The organism is Streptomyces sp. JLSY215 (genome assembly GCF_059682825.1).
Window position 1 is genome coordinate 2,899,722 of the sequence record NZ_CM185022.1, and the last position, 22,781, is coordinate 2,922,502.

The 22,781-nt window shown below is 72.2% G+C and carries 18 protein-coding genes and 2 tRNA genes; 5 read left to right on the forward strand and 15 right to left on the reverse strand.

Features of this window, described 5'->3' with window-relative positions:
- Positions 1–24: 24 nt before the first annotated feature.
- A complete protein-coding gene (gene rpsT / locus AC5677_RS13025) occupies positions 25–291 on the forward strand; it encodes a 30S ribosomal protein S20 (protein WP_403506626.1) in 267 nt (88 codons plus the stop codon).
- Positions 292–821: 530 nt separating this feature from the next.
- A complete protein-coding gene (locus AC5677_RS13030; protein WP_497195204.1) occupies positions 822–1,646 on the forward strand; it encodes a hypothetical protein in 825 nt (274 codons plus the stop codon).
- A 215-nt stretch (positions 1,647–1,861) separates the two neighbouring features.
- On the opposite strand, the gene holA is transcribed toward AC5677_RS13030, so the two are convergent.
- Positions 1,862–2,848 carry a DNA polymerase III subunit delta gene (holA, locus tag AC5677_RS13035; protein ID WP_497195205.1) on the reverse strand — a complete coding sequence of 329 codons (987 nt, stop codon included), beginning with the start codon at positions 2,846–2,848 and terminating at the stop codon, positions 1,862–1,864.
- A gap of 71 nt (positions 2,849–2,919) precedes the next feature.
- On the opposite strand from holA, the gene AC5677_RS13040 reads away from it, so the two are divergent.
- Entirely contained in the window at positions 2,920–3,174 is a 255-nt protein-coding gene (locus AC5677_RS13040) for a hypothetical protein (RefSeq protein ID WP_497195206.1), read from the forward strand.
- Positions 3,175–3,292: 118 nt separating this feature from the next.
- Here the strand turns inward: AC5677_RS13040 and AC5677_RS13045 are convergent, their stop codons facing one another.
- Positions 3,293–3,781 carry an RrF2 family transcriptional regulator gene (locus AC5677_RS13045; protein ID WP_497195207.1) on the reverse strand — a complete coding sequence of 163 codons (489 nt, stop codon included), beginning with the start codon at positions 3,779–3,781 and terminating at the stop codon, positions 3,293–3,295.
- 173 nt (positions 3,782–3,954) lie between these two features.
- Here AC5677_RS13045 and AC5677_RS13050 point away from each other — a divergent pair, with 173 nt between their 5' ends.
- Positions 3,955–5,511 carry a PstS family phosphate ABC transporter substrate-binding protein gene (locus AC5677_RS13050; RefSeq protein ID WP_497195208.1) on the forward strand — a complete coding sequence of 519 codons (1,557 nt, stop codon included), beginning with the start codon at positions 3,955–3,957 and terminating at the stop codon, positions 5,509–5,511.
- Here AC5677_RS13050 and AC5677_RS13055 read toward each other — a convergent pair.
- From AC5677_RS13055 to AC5677_RS13085, 7 genes are all read right to left on the reverse strand, one after another.
- Positions 5,441–8,095 (reverse strand): ComEC/Rec2 family competence protein, encoded by a 2,655-nt coding sequence (locus AC5677_RS13055; protein WP_497195209.1) that lies wholly within the window; start codon positions 8,093–8,095, stop codon positions 5,441–5,443. The two genes, AC5677_RS13050 and AC5677_RS13055, sit on opposite strands and share 71 nt — an antisense overlap.
- Complete coding sequence (locus AC5677_RS13060) at positions 8,092–8,742, reverse strand: ComEA family DNA-binding protein (RefSeq protein ID WP_497195210.1); 651 nt, start codon at positions 8,740–8,742, stop codon at positions 8,092–8,094. Before AC5677_RS13060 ends, AC5677_RS13055 begins: the two co-directional genes overlap by 4 nt.
- Positions 8,743–9,379: 637 nt before the next feature.
- Entirely contained in the window at positions 9,380–10,225 is an 846-nt protein-coding gene (locus AC5677_RS13065; RefSeq protein WP_497195211.1) for a DegV family protein, read from the reverse strand.
- A gap of 177 nt (positions 10,226–10,402) precedes the next feature.
- The gene (locus AC5677_RS13070; RefSeq protein WP_497195212.1) at positions 10,403–11,200 is read right to left on the reverse strand and encodes a hypothetical protein; all 798 of its coding nucleotides are present in this window, start codon (positions 11,198–11,200) and stop codon (positions 10,403–10,405) included.
- Positions 11,201–11,388: 188 nt separating this feature from the next.
- Positions 11,389–14,310 (reverse strand): leucine--tRNA ligase, encoded by a 2,922-nt coding sequence (locus tag AC5677_RS13075; protein ID WP_497195213.1) that lies wholly within the window; start codon positions 14,308–14,310, stop codon positions 11,389–11,391.
- Between the two features lie 265 nt (positions 14,311–14,575).
- Entirely contained in the window at positions 14,576–16,534 is a 1,959-nt protein-coding gene (locus tag AC5677_RS13080; RefSeq protein ID WP_497195214.1) for a S53 family peptidase, read from the reverse strand.
- A gap of 357 nt (positions 16,535–16,891) precedes the next feature.
- Positions 16,892–16,964: transfer RNA gene (locus AC5677_RS13085), tRNA-Ala, on the reverse strand.
- 153 nt (positions 16,965–17,117) lie between these two features.
- Between AC5677_RS13085 and AC5677_RS13090 the strand changes: the two genes are divergently transcribed.
- A complete protein-coding gene (locus tag AC5677_RS13090; protein WP_497195215.1) occupies positions 17,118–18,503 on the forward strand; it encodes a glycosyltransferase 87 family protein in 1,386 nt (461 codons plus the stop codon).
- A 175-nt stretch (positions 18,504–18,678) separates the two neighbouring features.
- Here AC5677_RS13090 and AC5677_RS13095 read toward each other — a convergent pair whose 3' ends face one another.
- The 6 genes from AC5677_RS13095 to AC5677_RS13120 all read right to left on the reverse strand — a co-directional run bounded on the left by AC5677_RS13095 (position 18,679) and on the right by AC5677_RS13120 (position 22,764).
- A complete protein-coding gene (locus AC5677_RS13095; RefSeq protein ID WP_360122434.1) occupies positions 18,679–18,912 on the reverse strand; it encodes a hypothetical protein in 234 nt (77 codons plus the stop codon).
- Between the two features lie 3 nt (positions 18,913–18,915).
- Positions 18,916–19,164 carry a hypothetical protein gene (locus AC5677_RS13100; RefSeq protein WP_497195216.1) on the reverse strand — a complete coding sequence of 83 codons (249 nt, stop codon included), beginning with the start codon at positions 19,162–19,164 and terminating at the stop codon, positions 18,916–18,918.
- Between the two features lie 323 nt (positions 19,165–19,487).
- Positions 19,488–19,560 (reverse strand) — tRNA-Ala (locus tag AC5677_RS13105).
- Between the two features lie 123 nt (positions 19,561–19,683).
- Positions 19,684–20,337 carry a histidine phosphatase family protein gene (locus AC5677_RS13110; RefSeq protein WP_497196605.1) on the reverse strand — a complete coding sequence of 218 codons (654 nt, stop codon included), beginning with the start codon at positions 20,335–20,337 and terminating at the stop codon, positions 19,684–19,686.
- Entirely contained in the window at positions 20,334–20,768 is a 435-nt protein-coding gene (rsfS, locus tag AC5677_RS13115; RefSeq protein WP_403506585.1) for a ribosome silencing factor, read from the reverse strand. Before rsfS ends, AC5677_RS13110 begins: the two co-directional genes overlap by 4 nt.
- Before the next feature lie 199 nt (positions 20,769–20,967).
- Positions 20,968–22,764 (reverse strand): LCP family protein, encoded by a 1,797-nt coding sequence (locus AC5677_RS13120; protein ID WP_497195217.1) that lies wholly within the window; start codon positions 22,762–22,764, stop codon positions 20,968–20,970.
- Between the last annotated feature and the right edge of the window lie 17 nt (positions 22,765–22,781).

Here is a 22,781-nt window from a genome sequence, read left to right on the forward strand (position 1 = left end):
CAACGAACCTGAAAAGGCTCTTTCGTGGCGAACATCAAGTCCCAGATGAAGCGGATCAAGACCAACGAGAAGGCTCGTCAGCGCAACAAGGCTGTCAAGTCCTCGCTGCGTACCGCGATCCGTCGCACCCGCGAGGCCGTGGAGGCCGGTGACCTGCAGAAGGCCACCACCGCCCAGGCCGAGGCTGCCAAGAAGCTCGACAAGGCCGTCAGCAAGGGTGTCATCCACAAGAACGCCGCCGCCAACAAGAAGTCGGCGCTGGCCAAGAAGGTCGCCGGCCTCCAGGGCTGAACCTTCGCTTGACCGCATGACCTGCAACACCCCTGCCGACAGGGACTCAGCGGCCCCTCTCTCCGCTCCTTGATCGGTGCAGCACCGCGCCGCACACGGCCTGCGTTCGCCACGCGGGTGCGGCGCACCCGGCCCGGCCGGCGGATTCCGCCGACGAAGCCGCGCTTGCTCGAAGGCCCCGCCTTCGCCCCTTCCCCGGGGCGGCGGCGGGGCCTTTTGCTTGTCCGGGCGGGCCGAGGGGGAGGAGGGCGGGGTCGTCCTGTCACGTCCGCTTGGCGTCTGCCACGTCCGCTTGGCGTTCGCCCCGTCCGCTTGGCGTTCGCCCCGTCCGCCTCGTCCGCCTCGTCGGCTCGGGGGCGTGCGCCGGTCCGTTGGCGCATGGCCAGTGAGCCGTCCGCCCGCCGGGGCGGAACCTTTCAGCCATCCGCTAATCTGCGGCCATGTCGCACTCGGGGGATCAAAACAGCCCGTACTCCGCCTATGGCACGCCTGGGATACCTGGGGCGCCCGGGGTACCTGGACCGCCTGGTGTGCCCGGCGCGCCTGGCACGCCGGGCACACCGCAGGCCAATCCGTACGGAGGGGCGCCCGGCGGATACTGCGGCCAGGTACCCGGCGGATACGGCTACCCGCCGGCGGCGCCGACGGGCGGTGCGGGCGGCGCGGACCGGGGCGTGTCCGGCTGGGTCTGGGCGATCGGCGGGGCGGTCGCCGCCTCCGCGATCTGGGCCTCCATGATGTTCGCCACCGGCGCCTTCTCCTCCGGGCCCAGCCCTGATCTGGCGGGCTACGCATACACCGACGACCTGTGCGCGGCCACCTCGATGACGCCGTTCAAGGACGCCGACTTCACGATCGAGGCGAACCGGGCGTCCGCGGCTTCGGACACCGACACCGCCAATCCCCAGCACAGCGGGTCCCGGCAGGACGCGGTGGACACCATGTGGTGCAACACCTCGCTGAAGGCGAAGAGCGCCGGCAGCTCCGGGTACTCCTCGACCTGGCTCTACAACACCGCCACCCTGCACAAGAAGACCGACCCCGGCCCGGAGTTCGCGGCGGGCTACCGGGCGTACGAGAAGCAGGCGACCTCGGTCGACTACCGGGTCGAGAAGGTGACGGGCATCGGCGACGAGGCCTATCTAGTGACCCAGAAGAAGAAGGACGGCGGCACGGACGGCTCGTACATGATGCTCGGGGTGCGGGACGGCTGGCTGACGTATCAGTCGACCTGGTCGAATTACGCGTCGAGCAGCGCCTCCGGCACGCAGCCGACCGGCGATCAGGTGGCGACGATGCTGAAGACCAGCGCACGGGAGACGCTGCAGCGCTTGCGGGACTCCGGGTCGCGGTGAGGGCCTGGCCGATCGCGGTGAGGCTCTGCCAAGTGGGGTGAGGGGGCGGATCGCGGTGAGGCCTGGCGGATCGCGGTGCGGTCGGCCGGCCCCGCGGTGGGGCCGGCGTCGCCTGGCGTCGGCGCGCGGTCCTGACGTCAGCGGCCGGCCTCAGCCGTCGGAGCCATGGGCTGGCAGCCGTCAGCCGTCAGCCGTCAGCCGTCAGCCGTCAGCCGTCAACGATGCGAACGGGCCGCGCGTGCGATGGCGACGACGGCCTTCTCCAGGGCGTATTCGGGGTCGTCACCGCCGCCCTTGACGCCCGCATCGGCAGCGGCGACCGCACGGAGGGCCGTGGCGACGCCGTCCGCCGACCAGCCGCGCATCTGCTGCCGCACCCGGTCGATCTTCCACGGCGGCATCCCCAGATCGCGGGCGAGATCGCCGGGGCGGGCGCCGCGCGGAGCGGAGGCCAGCTTGCCGATGGCGCGGACGCCCTGGGCGAGCGCGCTGGTGATCATGACGGGCGCCACGCCCGTCGCCATCGCCCAGCGCAATGCCTCCAGTGCCTCGGCGGCGCGGCCCTCCACGGCGCGGTCCGCGACCGTGAAGCTGGATGCCTCCGCTCGGCCCGTGTAGTAACGCGCGACGACGGCCTCGTCGATCGTGCCCTCGATATCGGCGGTCAGCTGCGAACAGGCCGAGGCCAGCTCGCGCAGATCGCTGCCGATCGCATCGACCAGCGCCTGGCACGCCTCCGGTGTCGCCGAGCGCCCGACCGCCCGGAACTCGCCGCGTACGAACGCCAGCCGGTCCGCGGGCTTGGTCATCTTGGGGCACGCCACCTCGCGTGCGCCCGCCTTGCGGGCGGCGTCCAGCAGGCCCTTGCCCTTGGCGCCGCCGGCGTGCAGGAGCACGAGCGTGATCTCCTCGGCGGGCGCGCCGAGATACCCCTTGACGTCCTTGATCGTGTCCGCCGACAGGTCCTGGGCGTTGCGCACCACCACGACCTTGCGCTCGGCGAAGAGCGAGGGGCTGGTGAGCTCGGCGAGCGTGCCGGGCTGCAGCTGGTCGGAGGTGAGGTCGCGTACGTCGGTGTCCGCGTCGGCGGCGCGGGCGGCCGCCACCACCTGCTGCACGGCGCGGTCAAGGAGCAGGTCCTCCTGGCCCACGGCGATCGTGACGGGGGCGAGCAGGTCGTCGTTAGCTGTCTTCCTGGCCATCGCGGTCCAGCATCCCACGCGCCACTGACACCGCCGTCCGCGCCCGCACTCCGCTGCCGGACAATGGTGCGGTGAGCGATGCACAACACCTTCGACATGTCCTGGTGCTGCCCGACCGCGATGCGGCGGAGGAGCTGGCGGAGCAACTGACCGAACGCTTCGGCCTCTCCGAGGAGCCCCAGCTCGTGCGGGACGCCCTGGCCGGTGAGGACGACGCGGAGGACGCGCAGTGGCTGGTGGTGGTCGAGGACCCGGACGCCGCCTACGACCCGGCGCGGCTGGACGGGCTCGCGGCGGAGTACGAGGGGTGGCGGGAGGCGGAGTAGGGGCCGGACGGTCTGCGGGAGCGGGACGGCCGGGCGGTCGGCGCCGATGTGACGGGGGGGAGCCGTTGCGGGCCGTATCCGGTGTGGTTCGGCCCCGATGGTGGTTCGGCCCCGATGGTCAGCCGCTGGGCGTCCGCTCCGAGGCGAACCAGCGGCGGGTGCGTTCGGCCACCGCGGCAGGGGTGCCCGCGGCCACATCGGCGATGGTCTGTGCGGCGAGCTCGCGGCGCCACGCCAGCTCGGCCTTGCGCATCGCCGTCGAGATCCCGCAGGGCCGCCCGTACTCCCTGTCCGGCGCCTCGGCACCGGAGCCCTGGCGGCGGATCTCGGTGCACCGGAACGCGTCCTCGGTCCCCTCGATCGCCGCGACCACATCCATCAGACTGATCCGCTCCGGCGGCCGGGCGAGGCGGAAGCCGCCGCGGGCGCCAGGGGTGGAGCTGAGGATTCCGGCACGCACCAGCGCCTGCAACCGCTTGTTCAGATAGGCCTGCGGAAGCTCGAAGGAGGCCGCGAGCCGGGCGGTCGACACGGGGCCCTCGCCCTCCAGCCAGGCCAGCGTCACACAGCAGTGCAGGCCCCACTCGACGCCCTCGCTCATCCTCATGGCCGGAAGTCTATCGAATCTGGAGGTTGCGCATCCTGGTTCAAGGCCCCAGCGGGGGAGTCGCTGGACGATGGATGAACCTTTGATGACCGGCTCCCGAAGCCCCATCGGCGACTGTGGTGCCTCCCTACAGTGCAGACATCCCACCGTCCGATCATCTGTGCGAGGTTGCCGTGGCTCTGCCGGACACCGAGACGATCCTGACCGCGGCCGGACTCGTGGCGACGGCCGTCGTCTGGGCCGTCGAACGTTTTCTGCCAGGTCGGAAGCGGATCGGCTACCGCGTCCAGATGGACACCGCGATAGGCATGAACCCCCAAGATGCCCACAGCCTGGTGCAGTTGCGGCTGCTGCGGCAGGACCAGGAGATCAACGACGCGACGCTGGCGCTGCTGCGGTTCGAGAACGACGGCGGTAAAGACATCGTCCGGCAGGACTACCAGGAGCCGCTGACCGTGGAGTTCGCCGGCCGCACCGTGATCGGGGTGGAGGTACCGGACGCCAACCCGACGGATCTGGTGGGCATGCTGACCCGCAACGGCGGCGGGCTGCGGCACGACGGTGGCCGGCTGTTCGTCCCCAAGGTGCCGTTGAACAAGCGCAATCACTTCAAGCTGCTGGTGCTGCTCTCGGGTCCCGGCGACGGGACCGGGGACGGGGACGGGGACGGGAACGGGACGCGGACCGGCTCCGGAGCCGACGGTGGCGCCCGTGCGGTGACCGTCGGTGGGTTCATCAGCGGCGGACGGATCCGGCGCAACGCCCAGCGCTGGGGGCCGCGCAAGCTCAGCCTCGCCCTGGGCGGCACCTTCATCGTCCTGCTGGGCCTGCTCGGCGGGCTGCTGCTCAACGGCCGTACGGCACCGGTGCCCAGCGAATGCGCCGCCGGGCGGCTGACCATCGACGGATCCACGGCATTCGCGCCGCCGATGCGGGAGATCGCCCGGCAGTACCGGGCCCGGTGCGCGGGCGCCGACATCACCGTCCTGGAGAGCGGAAGCCTCTCCGGCCTGGGCAACCTCAACCGGGAGGCGAAGCCCGCAACGACCGAGGGCCCCGGCTTCATCGCCGTATCGGATGTGCCGGCGCCGTCCCTCTACCGGCGGCTGGAGGGCGAGCGGGTGGGCGTCATCCTGCTCAGCCTGGTGGCGAACGAGAAGACCGGCATCGACGACCTCACCCTCGACCAGGTCCGCAAGATCTACGACGGGACGTACACCAACTGGAAGCAGCTGCACGGAAACGACCTGCCGATCCACCTCGTCAGCCGGGACGCCGGCTCGGGCACCCGCCGGGCGTTCGAGACGTCCGTACTGCACCGCTCGGAGCCCGGTGTGGTGTCGTCGTACGACTGCGGCGACAAGGACCGCGACGAGCGAGCGCGCCTGACGCGCTGCGAGGTGAACAGCACCAAGGGCCTGCTGGACGCGGTGGACCGGGTGCCGGGTGCGATCGGCTACGCCGAGGTCTATGCGGCGGCGAAGCGACCGCACCTGGTCAGCGTGCGGCTGGAGGGACACGAGCCGGACATCGAATGGGGACGGCAACGCGACTACCCCTTCTGGACGGTGGAGTACCTCTACACGTACGGGCGGCCCGAAGACGGCTCGCTGACCGCGAAGTTCCTGGCGTTCATGGACTCGGACACGGCGAAGAACATCATGCGGATGTACAAGCACGTGCCGTGCGCCGACCGGCAGAGCCTGCCGGACGACGTCTGCCGCCCCTGAGCCCGCGCCCCTTACCCCGACGGCCGCACGAGCGGCGGCCGCCGGAGCGGCGGCCACGGGCCGTCGCGGCCAGCCGGTCCCGGGTGCCCAGCACCGCGAGGGATCCGTCGGTGTCGGTGCGCAGCACTCGGGCGCCCTGGGCCCGCAGAGCCGAGACGGTGCGGGGCGCCGGATGGCCGTAGGGGTTGCCGGCGCCGACGGATATCAACGCCAGACGCGGCGCCAGGCGCCGTAGGAGCTGCGGGTCCTGGTAGCCGGAGCCATGATGCGCCACCTTGAGGACGTCCACGGAGGACAGCTCCGGATGGGCGGTCAACAGGGCCTGCTGGGCGGGAGGTTCGAGGTCGCCGGGCAGCAGGAGGGTCAGCCCGCCGGTACGGACGAGCAGGGTGACGCTGGCGTCGTTGGGGCCGGGCGGGACGGAGGCCGCGCCCGGCACCCCGGGAGCGGGCGGCCAGAGAACTTCCCAGGTCAACGGGCCCAGGCGACGGCGTTCCCCGGGTACGGCGCGGATGATCGGCACCCCGGCGGCCGCGGCCCTGCGACGTACGAACTCGGCTTGCCCCGGGGGCTCTTGGAGCGTGGTGGTCTCGATGACGCCGACCTCGCGGCCGCGCAGCGCGCCGGGGAGGCCGTCCACGTGGTCGGCGTGGAAGTGCGTCAACAGGAGGAGCGGGATGCGGCGAATGCCCAGGTCGGAGAGGCAGCGGTCGATGGCGCGGGGCTCGGGGCCGGTGTCGACGACGAGTGCCGTACCGTCGCCGGCGGCCAGGACCAGGCCGTCGCCCTGCCCGACGTCGCAGACCACAGCCCGCCATCCCGGTGGCGGCCAGCCGGTGAGGATGCGGGTGACGGGGGCGGGGCGGCAGATCGCCAGGATCAGGGCCAGGGCACAGAGCACACAGAGCCAGCGGTGGCGCAGCGCTCTGCGGCCCACCGCGACCAGGGCGGCGGTGACGGCCGCCAGCAACAGGCCGCCCGGCCAGCCACCCGGCCACGCCAGCTCCGCTCCGGGCAGCGATGCGCCCGTGCGGGCGATCCCGGCGATGGCTTCCGCGGGCCAGGCCGCGCACCACGCCAGCACCTGGGCGACGGGTGGAGCGACCGGGGCGAGGGCGAGAGCCGCGAAGCCGAGCACGGTGGCCGGGGCCACGGCGAGTTCGGCGAGCAGGTTGCAGGGCACGGCGACCAGGCCAACCCGGGCGGCGAGCACGGCGACGACGGGAGCGCAGACCGCCTGTGCGGCGGCCGCGGCGGCCAGCACCTCGGCCAGGCGGGGCGGGATCCGGCGCCGCTGGAGGGCGGCGCTCCAGCGCGGCGCGAGCAGAAGCAGCGCGCCGGTCGCCAGGACGGACAGCAAGAAGCCGTAACTGCGGGCGAGCCAGGGGTCGTAGAGCACCAACAGCAGGACCGCGGCGGCCAGCGCCGGGAGCAGGGAGCGCCGGCGGCCGCTGCCGATCGCGAGCAGGGTGATCAGCCCGCAGGCGGCGGCCCGCAGCACGCTCGGGTCCGGCCGGCACACGACGACGAAGGCAAGCGCGAGGGCGCCGCCGATGAGCGCGGTGCCCCGCAGCGACAGGCCCAGGCGAGGCGCCAGACCGCGGCGTTCGGCGCGCAGCGCGAGATGGGGCGGGCCGATCAGGAGGGCCAGCACGATGGTCAGGTTGCTGCCGGAGACGGCGAGCAGATGCGTCAGGTCGGTGGCCCGGAACGCATCGTCCAGATCCGGCGGCACCCGCGAGGTGTCGCCCACGACGAGGCCCGGCAGCAGCGCTCGGGCATCGGGGCGCAGCCCGTCGGTGGCCTCGCGGAGCCCGGCGCGCAGGCTTCCGGCCAGCCGCTGAAGGGCGGACGGCGCCCCGGTCCTGACCGGCGGGGTATCGGCGTCGACCCGCAGCACGGCGGCGACCTGATCGGACGGCGACAGCGGCGGGGCGGCACGCGCCACCACACGGATACGGGTCGACGGCAGCAACCCGCGCCACCCAGGAGGCGGCCCGCGACCCTCCTCGCCGCCCGCCGGCCTCCGGCCGTGCCCCTGGACGACGACCAGCGTCGGCGTGCGGAGGGCGGTGGCGGTGCCGTCCGGTGCGGTCAGCCGGACGGCATCGGCGGTGAACACCAGCGCCGGCGGCGTCCGTTGGGATCCGCGCACCTTGGGCCGGGTCGGTCGGGGATCGCCGGTGACCGTCAGGTCGACCGTGACCCGCGCATACCGCTGCGCCCAGCCGGGCAGGGGTCCCCGTCGCAGATCCGCCGCATGCAGCGCCGCCGAAGCGGCCCCGGCCACGGCGCACAGCAGCACCGCCGCCAGCGCGACGAACGCGCCGGGCGACCAGCGCCGGGCGGACCGGGCGCTGCGCCGCACCACCGCCACCCGCAATGCGATCACCGCGAGGACGACGGCCCCGGCACAGATCGCCGCCACCACGCCGCCCGGTGCGCCGAGACCCGCCGCCGCGGCGCCCCAGGCGGCCAGCGCCGGCCCGACGAGCCGGAGGTCGGCCGGGCCGTCCTGATACGGCTCCGAGCGGCCGTACGGCGACTCCGCCGAGGAGTGCACCGGAGCGCGGGTGGTGGTCATGGCTGCACCAGGGGGCGGAGGTCGGCGAACCGGCGATCGCCGATCCCGGTCACTTGACGGAGCTGGTCGACCGCGGTGAATCCGCCGTGCTGGGTGCGGAATTCGATGATGTGCCGGGCCAGCACGGGGCCCACTCCGGGGAGGGTGTCGAGTTGCTGCTCGGTCGCCGTGCTCAGGCTGACCGGCCCGCCGCTGCCGCCCCCACCGCCCGTCGTCCCGCTCCCGGCGCCGCCGTCCCCTGCACCACCGCTCGCGACATCCGCCGTACCGCCGGCGTTCGCCTCGCCCACCACGATCTGTTCGCCGTCCGTCAGCAGCCGCGCCCGGTTCAGCCCCCGCATGCTCACCCCGCGCAGGGCACCACCCGCGGCGCGTAGGGCATCGGTCACCCGGGAGCCGGGCGGCAGCCGGTGGATCCCGGGATGCCGCACCTTGCCCGCGACATCCACGACCAGCTCGCCCGCCACTCGGCCGGGCGGCCCGCTCCCCGCCGAGCCGGTCGGCGCAGGGGACGGGGAGAGAGTCGGCGACAAGGACGGCTGTCCGGAGCCGGCGTCCGGAGCCGCTTCCGTCCGCGCGGCCGCCGGGGCACGTACCGGCTCCGGACGCGCGCCCCAGAAGTGGTGTACGGCAAACCCCACCGCCACCACGAGCACCAGAGCCAGTGCGGCGAGCGCTCTCGGGTCGGTTCCGCACCGTAACTGCACCCACAGGGGGAGCCGTTCGCGCACCGCGAGCCGCAGCCGTTCCCCTCGGCGGTTGCCCGGCGGATCGGGAGGACGAGGCGGCCCGTGGTCGTGACGGCCGCTCGGGGGGTCGTGCTCGCGGCGCGGCGGCGGATCGGGGGGATCGGGCGGCGCGCTCGGCCCCGGACCGACGGACGCGGCTCCCGGCTCGGCGAACAGCGCGGCGGCCCGTTCCCGAACCGACGGAACCGAACGCCCGGAAGGCGGCAGACGAGGCGGCGCAGGAGGAGGCGGCTGAGCAGGAGGCGGCTCGGAAGCCCGGAGACCGGAGGCCGGCGGCCCGGACGCCGAAGGGACCGCAACCGACGGCCCCGAAGCCTCGGACGGGACCAGCCAGTCCGGCGAGCCCATCAGGTCCGGTGCCCCCGCCACCCCCGGCGAATCGACCGAACCGGACAGAGAAGACGAAGCAGATCGAGAGTTCATGCCTCCGACGCTAGGCACCTCGCGCCGATCTCGCCGATTCGCCTCACATTCCGTGGATAAAGGGCCAGTTGTGGATAACTACGTCACCCACAGGTGCACCCTGACGCGCCTCTCACCTCGGCGACACCACGGTCGCCAACAGCCCCGGCCCGGTGTGCGCACCGATCACCGCGCCTACCTCGCTCACATGCAGCTCGTTCAGTCCCGGCACCCGCTCGCGAAGCCGCTGGGCCAGCGCATCCGCACGCTCCGCGGCCGCAAGATGGTGGACCGCGATATCGACCTCGCCCTCCCCCGCCCGCTCCGCGGCGATCTCCTCCAGCCGTGCGATGGCCTTGGACGCCGTACGGACCTTCTCCAGCAGTTCGATCCGCCCGTCGGCCAGTTGGAGGATCGGCTTGACGGCCAGCGCCGAGCCGAGCAGTGCCTGCGCCGCGCCGATCCGGCCGCCGCGTCGCAGGTAATCGAGGGTGTCGACGTAGAAATGGGCGGAGGTGCCGGCGGCCCGTTTCTCCGCGGCCGCCACCGCCTCGTCGACGTCCCCGCCGGTCTCCGCCACCTCGGCCGCGGCCAGGGCGCAGAACCCGAGGGCCATCGCGACCATGCCGGTGTCCACGACACGTACCGGCACCGGCGCCTCCTTGGCCGCGAGCACCGCCGCGTCATAGGTACCGGAGAACTCCGAGGAAAGGTGCAGCGAGACGATGCCGCTCGCGCCGCTCTCCGCGACCGCACGGTAGGTGTCCGCGAAGGTCGCGGGGCTGGGCCGCGAGGTCGTCACCGAGCGGCGCTTCTGCAGCGCCTGCGCGACGGATCTCGCGGAGATCTCGGTGCCCTCTTCCAGGGCCTGGTCCCCCAGGACGACGGTCAGTGGTACGGCCGTGATGTGGTGACGCTCGATTGCCGTCCGCGGCAAGTAGGCCGTGGAATCGGTGACGATGGCGACATGGCGGGACATGACTGGGAGGTTAGCCGGGGAACCCGGTACCCGACAGTGCGGGCCCCTCCCCAAGATCTTCCAAGTTTGGCCAAGGCTCCGCCAAGAGGCGCGCGGCCGGCGGCATCAACGCTACGGCTTTTCTCTCCCCCGCCCCCGCCCGCCCCACCCCTCCCCCTCGCGCACCGCGTGATCAGCTCACGTGGGCGACCCCTCCGCCCGGGACGACCGCTCCGCCCGGGACGACCGCTCCGTGCGGGACGGCCGCTCCGCCCGAGCCCCCTCCTCCGCCCGTGGCGGCTTCTCCCACGCATAGGTCGGCCGGGCATGCGGGTCCCGGGCCGTGATCGCCGGAGCCTCCTCGCCCGCCGCGCCCCGGGAGCGCGAGCTATCGGCCCCGCCCGACGCCGCCGGCTCCCCCACGGGCTCCTGCACCGCGTCCGCCGCCGGCTCCTGCGTCCAGTGCCGCAGCGCGCCCGCCTCGACATCGATCTGGTCGCTGAGCGCCGCCAGATCGTCGTCCGCGAACTTCCGGGCCCGGTCGCGGGCCGCCCAGCGCAGGGACTCCGCGGAGTGGGTGATGCGCTCCATACGCTCGCGCAGCTCCGGCAGGCGGGCCGCGATGGTGGCGCGGTCGGGCTCGCGCTCCAGGCGCTTGAGCTCGTCGTCCAGCTCACGGCCGTGCGCGCTGAGGCGCTCGAAGAGCCGTACCGACTCGCCGAGGGAGGCGTCGTCCGGTGAGCCGGTACGCAGCACTTCCTGCGTGGCGCGCATGGAGGTGCGCAGCGAGAGCCGCAGCTGTGCCAGCTCACCGACCACGCCCGGCTGTGTGAGCCGGCGGGCTTGCAGGCCGGTGTCCTCGACGGTGCGCCGGGCCTGGGCGACCGTACGGTCCACGCCACGCTTGGCCGCCTTGACGGCCTTGGCCGTAACGATCACCCCGGCAGCGACGAACAGCACGAAGAGCAGCGCGAAGATCGCGACGGCTACTTCCATGGGCTCTCCCCAACGGTCTCGGAGGCGTCGGTTCGTGCCCCGCGCCCTCTCCCTCAACCGTAAACGGCGCGGGCAGGCCAGGGGTTCCAGAGGAACCCCCAACCTGCCCGTAGGGGAAAACCCCTATGCGCCGGATCCATGGCGCGCGCGGCGGTCACCGGCGCCCGGTCACCGGGCGCGTCGGACGGCTACGCGGGGACGATGTTCACCAGCTTCGGCGCCCGGACGATCACCTTCCGGATGCCCGCGCCGCCCAGGGCCGCGACCACACCCGGATCGGCCAGTGCGGCCGTCTCCAGGTCCGCGTCGGAGATCGTCGGGGCGACCTCCAGCCGCGCCTTGACCTTGCCCTTGACCTGAACGACGCAGGTCACGGTCTCGTCCACGACATACGCGGGGTCGGCGACGGGGAAGTCCGCGTGCACCACGGAGTCGCTGTGGCCCAGCTTGCGCCACAGCTCCTCGGCGATGTGCGGGGCCAGCGGCGCGATCAGCAGCACCAGCCGCTCGGCGACCGTGCGCGAGACCGGGGCGCCCGTCTTGGTCAGGTGGTTGTTCAGCTCGGTCACCTTGGCGATGGCGGTGTTGAAGCGCAGGTTCGCCATGTCCTGGGTGACGCCGTCGATGGCCTTGTGCAGGGCGCGCAGGGTGGCCTCGTCCGGCTCGGCGTCGACGACGGTGACCTCGCCGGTCGCCTCGTCGACGACATTGCGCCACAGCCGCTGCAGCAGGCGGTACTGGCCGATGACGGCGCGGGTGTCCCAGGGGCGGGACACATCCAGCGGGCCCATCGCCATCTCGTACAGCCGCAGCGTGTCCGCGCCGTACTCGGCGCAGATCTCGTCCGGCGTGACGGCGTTCTTCAGCGACTTGCCCATCTTGCCCAGCAGCCGGGAGACCTTGCCGCCCTCGTAGTAGTACACACCGCCGTCGTGCTCCTCGACCTCCGCCGCGGGGACGGCGATGCCGCGGGCGTCCCGGTAGACGTAGGCCTGGATCATGCCCTGGTTGTACAGCTTGTGGAACGGCTCGGCGGACGAGACGTGCCCCAGGTCGTGCAGGACCTTGGACCAGAAGCGGGCGTACAGCAGGTGCAGTACGGCGTGCTCGGCGCCGCCCACGTACAGGTCGACGCCGCCGTGCGGCTGGCCCTCGCGCGGGCCCATCCAGTACTGCTCGACGTCCGGGTCAACCAGCTTGTCGGAGTTGCCCGGGTCCAGGTAGCGCATCTCGTACCAGCACGAACCCGCCCAGTTGGGCATGGTGTTGGTCTCGCGGCGGAAGCGCCGGACACCCTTGCCGTCGCCCAGGTCCAGCTCGACGTTGACCCAGTCCTCGTTGCGGGACAGCGGGGTCTCGGGCTGGGTGTCGGCGTCGTCCGGGTCGAAGGTGCGCGGGGAGTAGTCCTCGACCTCGGGCAGCTCCAGCGGCAGCATCGACTCGGGCAGCGAGTGCGCCACGCCGTCCTCGTCGTAGACGATCGGGAACGGCTCGCCCCAGTAGCGCTGACGGCTGAACAGCCAGTCACGCAGCCGGAAGTTGACGGTGCCCTCGCCGATGCCCCGGTCCGCCAGCCATGCGGTGATCTTCTCCTTGGCGCCGGTGACGCCCAGGCCGTCCAGCGAGATCGTCGAGTTCGACGAGTTGACGATCTTCGCGTCGTACGAGGAGAACGCGTCGTCCCAGGTGGCGGGGTCCGTGCCGCGGTCGTCCGACGGTTCGACCACGCAGCGCAGCGGCAGCTCGAAGGCGCGGGCGAAGGCGAAGTCGCGGCTGTCGTGCGCCGGGACGGCCATGATCGCGCCGGTGCCGTAGCCCATCAGGACGTAGTCGGCGATGAAGACCGGGACGCTCTCGCCGCTGACCGGGTTGGTCGCGTAGGCGCCGGTGAAGACGCCGGTCTTGTCCTTGGCCTCGGCCTGCCGCTCGACGTCCGACTTGGCGGCAGCCTGCTTGCGGTAGGCGGCGACGGCGTCGGCGGGGGTGGCATGGCCGCCGGTCCACACCTCGTGGGTGCCCTCGGGCCAGGCGTCCGGGACGATGGAGGGCGTGCCGTTGGAGCCCGAGATCAGGTCGTGCTCGGGCGCCAGCACCATGTAGGTCGCGCCGAACAGCGTGTCCTGGCGGGTGGTGAAGACGGTGATCTTGTTGTCACCCACCGGGAAGTCGACCCGGGCGCCCTCGGATCGCCCGATCCAGTTGCGCTGCTGCAGCTTGATGGCCTCCGGCCAGTCCAGCGCGTCCAGGTCGTTCAGCAGACGGTCGGCGTAGGCGGTGATGCGCATGTTCCACTGGCGCAGCTTGGCCTTGAAGACCGGGTAGTTCCCGCGCTCGGAGCGGCCCTCGGCGGTGACCTCCTCGTTGGCCAGCACCGTGCCCAGGCCGGGGCACCAGTTGACCGGCGCGTCGGAGGCGTACGCCAGGCGGTACTCGCCCAGGACGTTGGCCCGCTCGATGGCGCTCAGCTCGCTCCACGCGCGGCCGTCGGGGGTGGGGCGGGCGCCGGACTCGAACTGGGCGACCAGGGTGTCGATCGGGCGCGCCGCGTCCGCCTCCGGGTCGTACCAGGAGTTGAAGATCTGCAGGAAGATCCACTGCGTCCACTTGTAGTACGCCGGGTCGATCGTCTCGATCGAGCGGCGCTGGTCGTGGCCCAGGCCCAGGCGGCGCAGCTGGCGCCGCATGTTGACGATGTTGGCCTCGGTGGAGACCCGCGGGTGGGTGCCGGTCTGCACGGCGTACTGCTCGGCGGGCAGGCCGAAGGCGTCGAAGCCCAGGGTGTGCAGGACGTTGTGGCCCGTCATGCGCTGGTGGCGGGCGTAGACGTCGGTGGCGATGAAGCCCAGCGGGTGGCCGACGTGCAGGCCCGCACCCGAGGGGTACGGGAACATGTCCATGATGAACTTCTTGGGACGGGCCGCCAGGTCGGCGTCGCCGGCCAGGTCACCTCGCGGGTTGGGGGCCTCGTAGGTCCCCTCCGTCTCCCAGAAGTCCTGCCAGCGTGCCTCGATGTCGGCGGCCAGCGCGGCCGTGTAGCGGTGCGGCGCTGCCACCTCGATGGGGGCACCGCCCGCGCCATTACCAGCGGGGGAGGTGGTCGTCTCGCTCATCGTCCTCAAAGCTCCATCAATCGTCTCTGCCTGCGGCTGCTGCGGACACGGTTTCTGCGGAAACAAAAATGCCCCTCACACAGGAGGGGACGCCACGCCGATGCCGATCCGGGCGGCCACAGCGGTTGGCCCGGTCGGGACTGATCAGCGCGGCCCGCTAAGCAGAAGGCGTACGGCACGCATGGCGCCAGGGTACCGCAGGGCGTACGGGGCCCGCGCGGAGGATTCCCCGCGCGGGCCCCGGCTCAGGGACGCCCGTGGCGCCTCAGGGCCGGTAGGAGCTCACATATCCGGCGCCCGGGGTGCCCACGCCGGTGACGTCGTCGTAGCCGACGGTCGCCTTGAGCGAGCTGTCCTTGCCCAGGCTGCGCAGCGAGGTCGTGGTGCCCTTGCTGTCGTCGGTGCCGTTGACGTAGTCGACGCGGACGACCGCCAGATCACGGCCGGCACCCAGCGGGTGGTCGGTGACGTCGTGGTACGCGGCGGTGCCGTAGCGCTGGTAGATGCCGGGGTTGGCGAAGCCGATGGCGACGCCGTGCCGGGCCTGCTGGGCCAGTGCCTGGACGCCGGCGATCACCGGAGCGGCCAGCGAGGTGCCGCCGATGCGGTACTCGTCGTACCCGAGCTTGCCGCCGGGCAGGGTCTGGGTCTGGCCGACCAGGAATCCGGTGTTGGGGTCGGCGACCGCCGCAATGTCCGGAACGGTGCGCATCTTCCCCTTGAGGGGGACGGTGGAGAGCCCGTCCGGGACGATTCCGCGCTGGTAGTAGGGCTGCTGGACGGAGTGGCTGACGCCGCCGCCCGCGCCGCTGTTGAAGGCGCCGGGGAAGTCGGTCCAGTTGCCGCCGTCCTTGGCGAGCGTCGCCTTGAGGGTGCCCCAGCCCGTTTCCCACTGGTAGCTGTCCCGCTTGCCGACCGCCAGCGAGGTGCCGCCGACCGCGGTCACCCAGGCGGAGTTCGCCGGGGTGTCCACCTGCTTGATGCCGGTGCGGGCGACCTCGTCGCCGTTGTCGCCGGAGGAGAAGTAGAAGCCGATGCCCTGGACGGCGCCCTGCTGGAAGAGCTGGTCGTAGGCCGCGGCCACGTCCGGGGTCTCGTTGGCCTCGATGTCGCCCCAGGAATTGGAGACGATGTCGGCGAGATGCCCGTCGACGATCTTGCCGAGCGAGTCCAGCAGATCGTCGTCCTGGCAGGAGGCGCCGCCGACGTAGACGATGTCGGAATCGGGGGCGACCGCGTGGACGGCCTCGACGTCGAGGGTCTCCTCGCCGTACCAGCCGGCCGCGTCGCAGTCCTCGATGTGCGAGTAGTCCTTGGGCAGCACCTGGGAGAGCTGGCCGCGACGGTAGGGCCGGTCGCCGTTGCGGGCGGCGTACTTGCTCGCGTCCTGGGCGATGGTCGGCGAGGCATAGGCGTCGGTGATCGCCACGGTGACGCCCTTGCCGGTCCACTTCTTCGCCCCGTAGGCGGCGCGCAGCTGCTTGCCGGTGTAGCCCTTGATCGCGTACGGCGCCTTGTGACCGTAGGCCGACGGCAGGCTCTTGTCGGTCCTGGACCCGTAGTACGAGGAGAACGGGCCGGAGTTACGGAAGACCGCCGACGGCGGCGGCAGTTCGGCGGAGTGGTGCTTGGCGAACCGCGGCGCATTGTCCAGGCCGGTGACCGTCAGGACCGCGTCGGCGAGAGAGGCCGGCGCGGAGGCGGTGGCCGACGGCGCGTGGTACGTGTGGCCGCTCTTGAGGTAGTTGTGCAGGTCGGTGGCGAAGGCGCGCTCGGCGGCGGCCGCGTCGCCCCGGACCGCGACATAGCGGTTGGTGGTTGCGGTGACCTTCAGGCCGGACTGCTTCAGCCAGTCGGTCACCTTGGCTATCTGGTCGTGCGTGGCACCGTAGCGGGCACGCACCTGGGCGGCGCTCAGATACTTCCCGTACGCGGCGGAGTGCGGGTCGGACACTGCTTTGGCGTAGCTCGCCAGGCCCTTGGCGTCGCGGCCGGCCAGGTAGACGCGGGCGGTGATGCCGGTCGAGCCGGAGGTGGCGCCCTGGTCGGTCTTGCTGGTGGCCCACAGCGGCTTGGTGCCCTGCAGCGCGTGCCGGGTGCCGTCGTGGCCCGCGGCGTCGGCCGCGGGGGCGCCGAGCGCGAGCGCACCGGCGACCAGCGGCAGCGCCGCCGCCCAGGCCAGACCGGTACGGGCGCGCAGTGCTCTGGTGCGGCTTGATCTCATGTAACCCCCTGCTGTGGCGATGAGGTGCGCTGCGTGGTGACGTGCTGCGCCGGTGCGCCGGTGCGCGTCACCGCACGAGCGGTGGAGGCGTTCGTGACGCTCACGCGATCCGCCACTCTCTCGGTGAACTGTTCATGTCAGGGGCATGCGATCACCAAGAAGAGACCAAGGAATGGCAAGGATCGGACAGGAATGGGCCCGAGCCGGCCGGAACGGGAAGCCAACTCACCACATCGGGCGGCCCGCTGACCGAACATCAGGGCAACTCGGGAAAAACTCCCCACGGTTCGGGCGGCGCCACGCGGCAACGCACAGCAAAGCGGGCCGTCCGGCTCGGACGACCCACTTTGTCTTCTGTGGAGCTAAGGAGAATTGAACTCCTGACCTCCTGCATGCCATGCAGGCGCTCTACCAACTGAGCTATAGCCCCTTGCTGTGTTTCCGCCCGGTTCCCCGCTGCGGCATCGCCTACATTACACGGCTCTCCCGGGCTTTCGCCAAATCGTTCCGGCCGGGCCCTCCGGCGGGACGTCGCGGTACTGTCGATCGTCCGTGCCCGATTCGTCCTGGGGAGCCGTACGTCGTGACCGCGCTGGAGCTGGAGCAGCCCACCGACCCCCGCGGCTCCGCCCCCCTGCGGGGCCTCCTCCGACGGCACCCGACCCTGATGGCGGCCCTGGCCTGCGCCGTCTCCTTCACCGCCTTCTGGATCGCGCAGCGGCTCGCCCATGTGACCATGATCGACCTCATGGTCTACCGTGCCGAAGGCTGGACCGCCCGCAACGGCGAGGACCTCTACGACATGGTGGCGACCTCCGCCCACCTGCCCAATACCTATCCCCCCTTCGCCGCGCTCCTCTTCACCCCGCTCACGCTCGTCGGCGTCCCGGCGATGCGCACCCTCGCCACCGCCGGCAACCTCGCCCTGTTCGTGTGCGTCGTGCACCTCTCCCTGCAACTGGTCGGCCGACCGCGACGGCTCCCCCGGCCCGCCGCGACGCTGGCGGTCTCCGCGCTGCTGGTGTGGGTGGAGCCGGTCTGGACGACCCTGCGGTACGGGCAGATAAACCTCCTTCTCGCCGCGCTGGTGCTGTGGGACCTCACCCGCAAGGACACCAACCGCTGGGCGGGCATCGGTATCGGCATCGCGGCCGGCATCAAGCTCACCCCGGCGCTGTTCGCCGTCTTCCTCGCGCTGGCCGGAGCCGTCCGCGCCGGACGGCTGCTGCGCTCCGGCGCGGGCGCGCGGGCCGCCTGGAACCCCTGGCTGCGACAGGCCGCCGTGGCCACCCTCACCTTCCTCGTCACCGCCCTCCTCGCGGCGCTCGCACTGCCCCGGGACACCCACCGCTTCTGGACCGAGATCGTCTTCGCCGCCGACCGGGTCGGCGAGGTGGAGATCACCGCCAACCAGTCGCTGCGCGGCGCCCTCGCCCGGCTGCTGCACACCCACGACCCGGGTGCGGCCTGGCTCGTGGTGGCCGGGCTGACGGCCGCGCTCGGGCTGGCGCTGGCGGCCGGGTCGCTGCTGCACGGCGCGCGGACAGCCTCGGCCGAAAGCCAGGGGCGGGCCTGGGCCGCCGTCGCCTGCGCCACCACCGCCCTGCTGGTGAGCCCGATCTCCTGGTCGCACCACTGGGTGTGGGCCGTGCCGCTGCTGATCCTGCTCGGCTCCGAAGCGCTGGACCGCAGCGGCCGGGCCGCCCGGCGCCGGTGGGCGGCCACCTCGGCGCTGGGCGTCCTGTTCAGCTCGTTCGCGCTGTGGTGGGTGCCGCACCGCTGGCATCACCACCAGGAACTGCACCAGAACGGCGTCCAGATGCTGCTCTCCGACGTCTATCCGATCGCCGGCCTGGTGCTGCTGGCGCTGACCGCGGCCCGGCTGAGGCGGCTCGGCGAGCGCCGTGGAAGCGACCGTGACCGCCACCCGGCGGACGGCGTGGGCACGCCGGTGCCTCCGGCGGCGTAGCGGCATATCGGCGACGGGGCGCATCACCCCGGGCCTCGCGTGACGCAGAACCGGCGGAATGCGTAACGCCCGGGTGAGCGGCGGCAGTTCGGCCGCGGTTTCCCGCCGCGCCCGCCGCGCCGCGGTTGCCCGGCCCGGGGAATTCCGCCCGGCCGGGGCGAGCCGGTCGGCGCGGTCAGGCAGTGGCGAAGGAGTAGAAGCGTTTCAGCGTGCAGTGCTCGTCCAGCAGCCGCCCGTAGATCGGCTCCCCGTCGAGCTCGCGGTAGGTCTCGATCGGATCGCCCTTTATGACCAGGGCGCGGGCGCACTCCTCGCACCAGTACTGGTAGTCGGAATTGACCGGCTCCATGTCACGGACGATGGGCGTGCCGCTGCCGCACCAGTCGCATTTCCTGCTGTGAGCGCCCATCAGTCAGCTCCAACTGTGGCCGCAGGCCGTGCAGACGAAGGAAATGCCGCCATTGTCACCCAGTACCTGGGCGACATGCGAGGAACCACACGAGGGACACTGCAAAGCGGAAGCAACGCCGCCGCGGCAGGCGCCCCCGGGGCCGCCGACGGGGCAGGTGAAGCGAAGCGCGTATTCCGGCAGCCAGTCATATCCCTGCGCCTCAGCCAATTCGAGCAGGTCATTGACCTCCTCAAGGATGCTCGGCGGCATCGCGATCACTCCTCCCCTGGGCGCCGTCCGATTCTGCCACGGACTTCCGACGGGGTCAGGTCCGCCGTTTCACCGACCCGGCGAGCCCGCCCGCGGCCGCCGCGCCCGCCGAGGAGAGCGGGGCCCCCACAGTGCCCGCGGCTCCGCGTCCGGCCGGAAGGCGATCAACTGGCCGGTGCCCGCGGCCGGTCCACAGGCCGGAGAGGTGCCGGGCACCGCCCGCCACCCGGCTGCCGGTGCCGGCGCCTTCCACGGTCGAAGGAGTTGACGCATAACGCAGAGATCCCGCCCCCTCGTGGGAGGGGACGGGATCTTCCGGGTTGTGGAGCTAAGGAGAATTGAACTCCTGACCTCCTGCATGCCATGCAGGCGCTCTACCAACTGAGCTATAGCCCCGGGTCTTGTTCCGCTCCTCCGGGTTTCCCCCGGCAGCGCCGCGAACAAGAAGAACTTTAGCCTGCGACCTGCCCAGATGTGAAATCCGGTCCCCGGGCGCCGCCGGCGACGGCCGGTCGGGGGTCAGTCATCGTCGCCGAGGACCGGCTCGGGGAGCGTGCCGGCGTTGTGCTCCAGGAGGCGCCAGCCACGGGCGCCCTCGCCCAGGACGGACCAGCAGCAGTTCGACAGGCCGCCCAGGCTCTCCCAGTGGTGGGCGTCCAGCCCGAGGAGGCGGCCGATGGTGGTGCGGATGGTGCCGCCGTGGCTGACGACGACCAGCGTGCCGTTCTCGGGCAGCTTGTCGGCGTGGTTGAGCACCACCGGAGCGGCACGGTCGGCGACCTCGGTCTCCAGTTCGCCGCCGCCGCGGCGCACCGGCTCACCACGCTTCCAGGCGGTGTACTGCTCGCCGTACTGCGCGAGGATCTCGTCGTGTGTGAGCCCCTGCCAGGCGCCCGCGTACGTCTCCCGCAGGGCGGCGTCGTGCGTCACGTCCAGCCGGGTGAGGGCGGCCAGCTCGTTCGCCGTGGCGGCGGCGCGCCTCAGGTCGGAGGCGATGATCGCGTCCGGCTTGAGGGCGGCGAGGAGCCGGGCGGCGCGGCGCGCCTGCCCGACGCCGGCCTCGGTCAGCTCGATGTCCGTCGAGCCCTGGAAGCGGCGCTCGAGATTCCAAGCCGTCTGGCCGTGGCGCCACAGGACGACGCGGCGGCCACGGTCGGTTTTCGTGCCGTTCAGTGCAGCTCTCCGTCCTGTACGCCCGCCGTGGCCTCGGCGTGGGCCGCGGCCTTGCCGCGGGTGGCCTTGGCCTCCTCGGGGAGGTCGATCTCGGGGCAGTCCTTCCACAGGCGCTCGAGGGCGTAGAAGACACGCTCCTCGCTGTGCTGGACGTGCACCACGATGTCGACGTAGTCGAGCAGCACCCAGCGGGCCTCGCGGTCGCCCTCGCGGCGCACCGGCTTGGCGCCGAGGTCCTTGTTCAGCCGCTCCTCGATCTCGTCGACGATCGACTTGACCTGGCGGTCGCTGGGCGCCGACGCCAGCAGGAAGGCGTCGGTGATCGAGAGGACGTCGCTGACGTCGTACGCGATGATGTCGTGCGCGAGCTTGTCGGCCGCTGCCTGAGCGGCGGCGTTGATGAGCTCGATGGAGCGGTCCGTGGCGGTCACAAGCGGCTTTCCGGGTCGGTGGCAGCCTCGCGGCCGGGGCGGCCGGCGAGGCGGTGGAGTACCCCTCAAGGGTCTCACGGACCGCCGACACTCCCGCCGGGCTTTTCGAACCCCCCGTTCGACGGAACCTCCGGCCGATCCTTCCGTCGAAGGACCGGCCGGAGGTCCGGTCGGTGTGCGATCACTTTGGGCCCGCTGGTCAGCCCTTGAAGTCCTGGCCCAGGACGACGGTGATGTCGGCGTTCGAGGCGCCCTTGCCCTGCCTGACGGCTCCGGCCTGCAGCCCCAGCGTCTTGGCGACCTCCACGGCCTTCGCCTTCTGGCCGGCGTCCGCGTACGTCACCTGGGACGTGGCCCTGGCCACCGCCGTGCTGCCGTCGTCGACGAAGGTGTAGCCGCCGTTGAGCAGCGCGACCTGCGCCTTTCCGGTGGCGGTCCGCACGCCGCTGGCGTTGCGCACCGCGACCCGGGCGACGGCGTCGGGGGCGGTCTTCTTGACCGTGCCACCGAGCACGTCCTTGACCACGGCGGTCGAGGCGGCCTGGCTGAGCGTGCCGTTCGCCTGCACCGGCAGCAGGGTGGTGCGGTAGGCGCCGGTCTTCGCCAGCTCCGCCCGCTGCGCCAGCGAGCTGCCCAGCTCGGCCTCGGTCAGCGGCGGGTCGAGGACCTGCAGCAGCGTCTTGACGGTGGCGGTGGCGCCGTCCGCGTCGCTGGAGACCTTCTTCAAGGTGGCCTGCATGACCTGCCCGAAGCGCTCCAGCTGCCTGGTCTGGGTCTCGCCGGGCCCCTGGTAGGTGGCGTACGCCACGGCCGCCGGACCGCTGAGATCCTGGGCGCTGCCCTGCTTGACCACCGGGGAGTCGCCCTTCTTGGCGCCCGGCACGGTGGCGTTGGTGTCGAGAGTGATCCCGCCGACCATCTCGACGAGGTTCTCCAGGTACGGGGTGTCCAGCCGCCAGCTGGCCTTGAGGTCCGTGCCCAGGAGGGTGTTCAGGGAGTCCTTGGTGGCGTCGGCGCCGTCCTCCTTGACGGACTTGGCCAGCGTGGTGGGCGTCCCGTCGTCCTTGGGGAGGACGAGGCTGTTGGGCAGGAGGACGGTGGTGCCCTTGTGCGTGGTCGTGTTGTCCACCAGGAGCGCCGTCGAGCTGTTGCCGCTCTTGGTGTCCCGCAGATGGACGACCAGGACGTCCCGCTTCTGCCCGCCGGCGGCGGCGGTCCGGTCCGTGCCCGGCCCGGCCAGCCCCGGCAGCTTGCCCGCCCACCACAGATAGCCGACGCCGCCGGCCACCAGGAGCGCGAGGACGACGGACAGCGCGACGATCCGGCTGCGGCCGCGCCGTTTGGCCTCCTCGCGCCGCTCGGTGCGGCTCTCGGTGAACTTCAGCCAGTCGATGACGTCTTCGGAGTCCTCGTCCGGCTCCTCGATGAAGGAGAACTGCTCGGTGCGGTAGTCGGCGTCCGCGCCGGCCGCCGACCCGGGCGCGCCCGGCCTGCCCGAGGGGCCCGACGGAGCCGGTTCCGCGCGGGGCGCGGGCGGCGGCTCCTCGTCGTACGCGGGCTGCTCGTACGGCGGCCGCGGCGTCTGCTGCGGGATCCAGTCCTGCTGGGGCTGCTGGGGCTGCTGCCGGCCCGGTTGCTGCTGGGGCTGCGCGTACGGGTCGTACTGCGGCGCATAGCCCTGCTGCTGCACCGGCCGGCGGCCGTAGGCGTCGTAGTCGTACTCCTGCTGCGCCGGGTACTGCTGTCCGCCCTGGTGGCCCTGCTGCCCGCCGTAGGGGTCATAGCCGCCGTCATAGCCGTCGTACGACCCGGCTGCGGGCGCCGCGGGCTGCCCGTACTGGTCGTACGACTGCTCGTACGACCCCTGGGAGGCGTCGCGGTACACCGGCTGCCCGTAGGCGTCGTAGGTGTAGCCCGGCTGACCCTGCCGCTCCTGGGCGTACGGGTCCTGGGCATACGGGTCCTGCGGCCCGTACGGATCGTGTCGGTCGCTCACCGGTGCCCCTTCCGTCA

What these genes read in the sequence shown, in the direction of transcription:
- AC5677_RS13100 (WP_497195216.1), bottom strand. Translation starts at nt 19,164, where the DNA reads ATGCCGCCGAGCATCCTTGAGGAGGTCAATGACCTGCTCGAATTGGCT.
- AC5677_RS13065 (WP_497195211.1), bottom strand. Translation starts at nt 10,225, where the DNA reads ATGTCCCGCCATGTCGCCATCGTCACCGATTCCACGGCCTACTTGCCG.
- AC5677_RS13075 (WP_497195213.1), bottom strand. Translation starts at nt 14,310, where the DNA reads ATGAGCGAGACGACCACCTCCCCCGCTGGTAATGGCGCGGGCGGTGCC.
- AC5677_RS13095 (WP_360122434.1), bottom strand. Translation starts at nt 18,912, where the DNA reads ATGGGCGCTCACAGCAGGAAATGCGACTGGTGCGGCAGCGGCACGCCC.
- AC5677_RS13055 (WP_497195209.1), bottom strand. Translation starts at nt 8,095, where the DNA reads ATGACCACCACCCGCGCTCCGGTGCACTCCTCGGCGGAGTCGCCGTAC.
- AC5677_RS13045 (WP_497195207.1), bottom strand. Translation starts at nt 3,781, where the DNA reads ATGAGGATGAGCGAGGGCGTCGAGTGGGGCCTGCACTGCTGTGTGACG.
- AC5677_RS13080 (WP_497195214.1), bottom strand. Translation starts at nt 16,534, where the DNA reads ATGAGATCAAGCCGCACCAGAGCACTGCGCGCCCGTACCGGTCTGGCC.
- holA (WP_497195205.1), bottom strand. Translation starts at nt 2,848, where the DNA reads ATGGCCAGGAAGACAGCTAACGACGACCTGCTCGCCCCCGTCACGATC.
- AC5677_RS13070 (WP_497195212.1), bottom strand. Translation starts at nt 11,200, where the DNA reads ATGGAAGTAGCCGTCGCGATCTTCGCGCTGCTCTTCGTGCTGTTCGTC.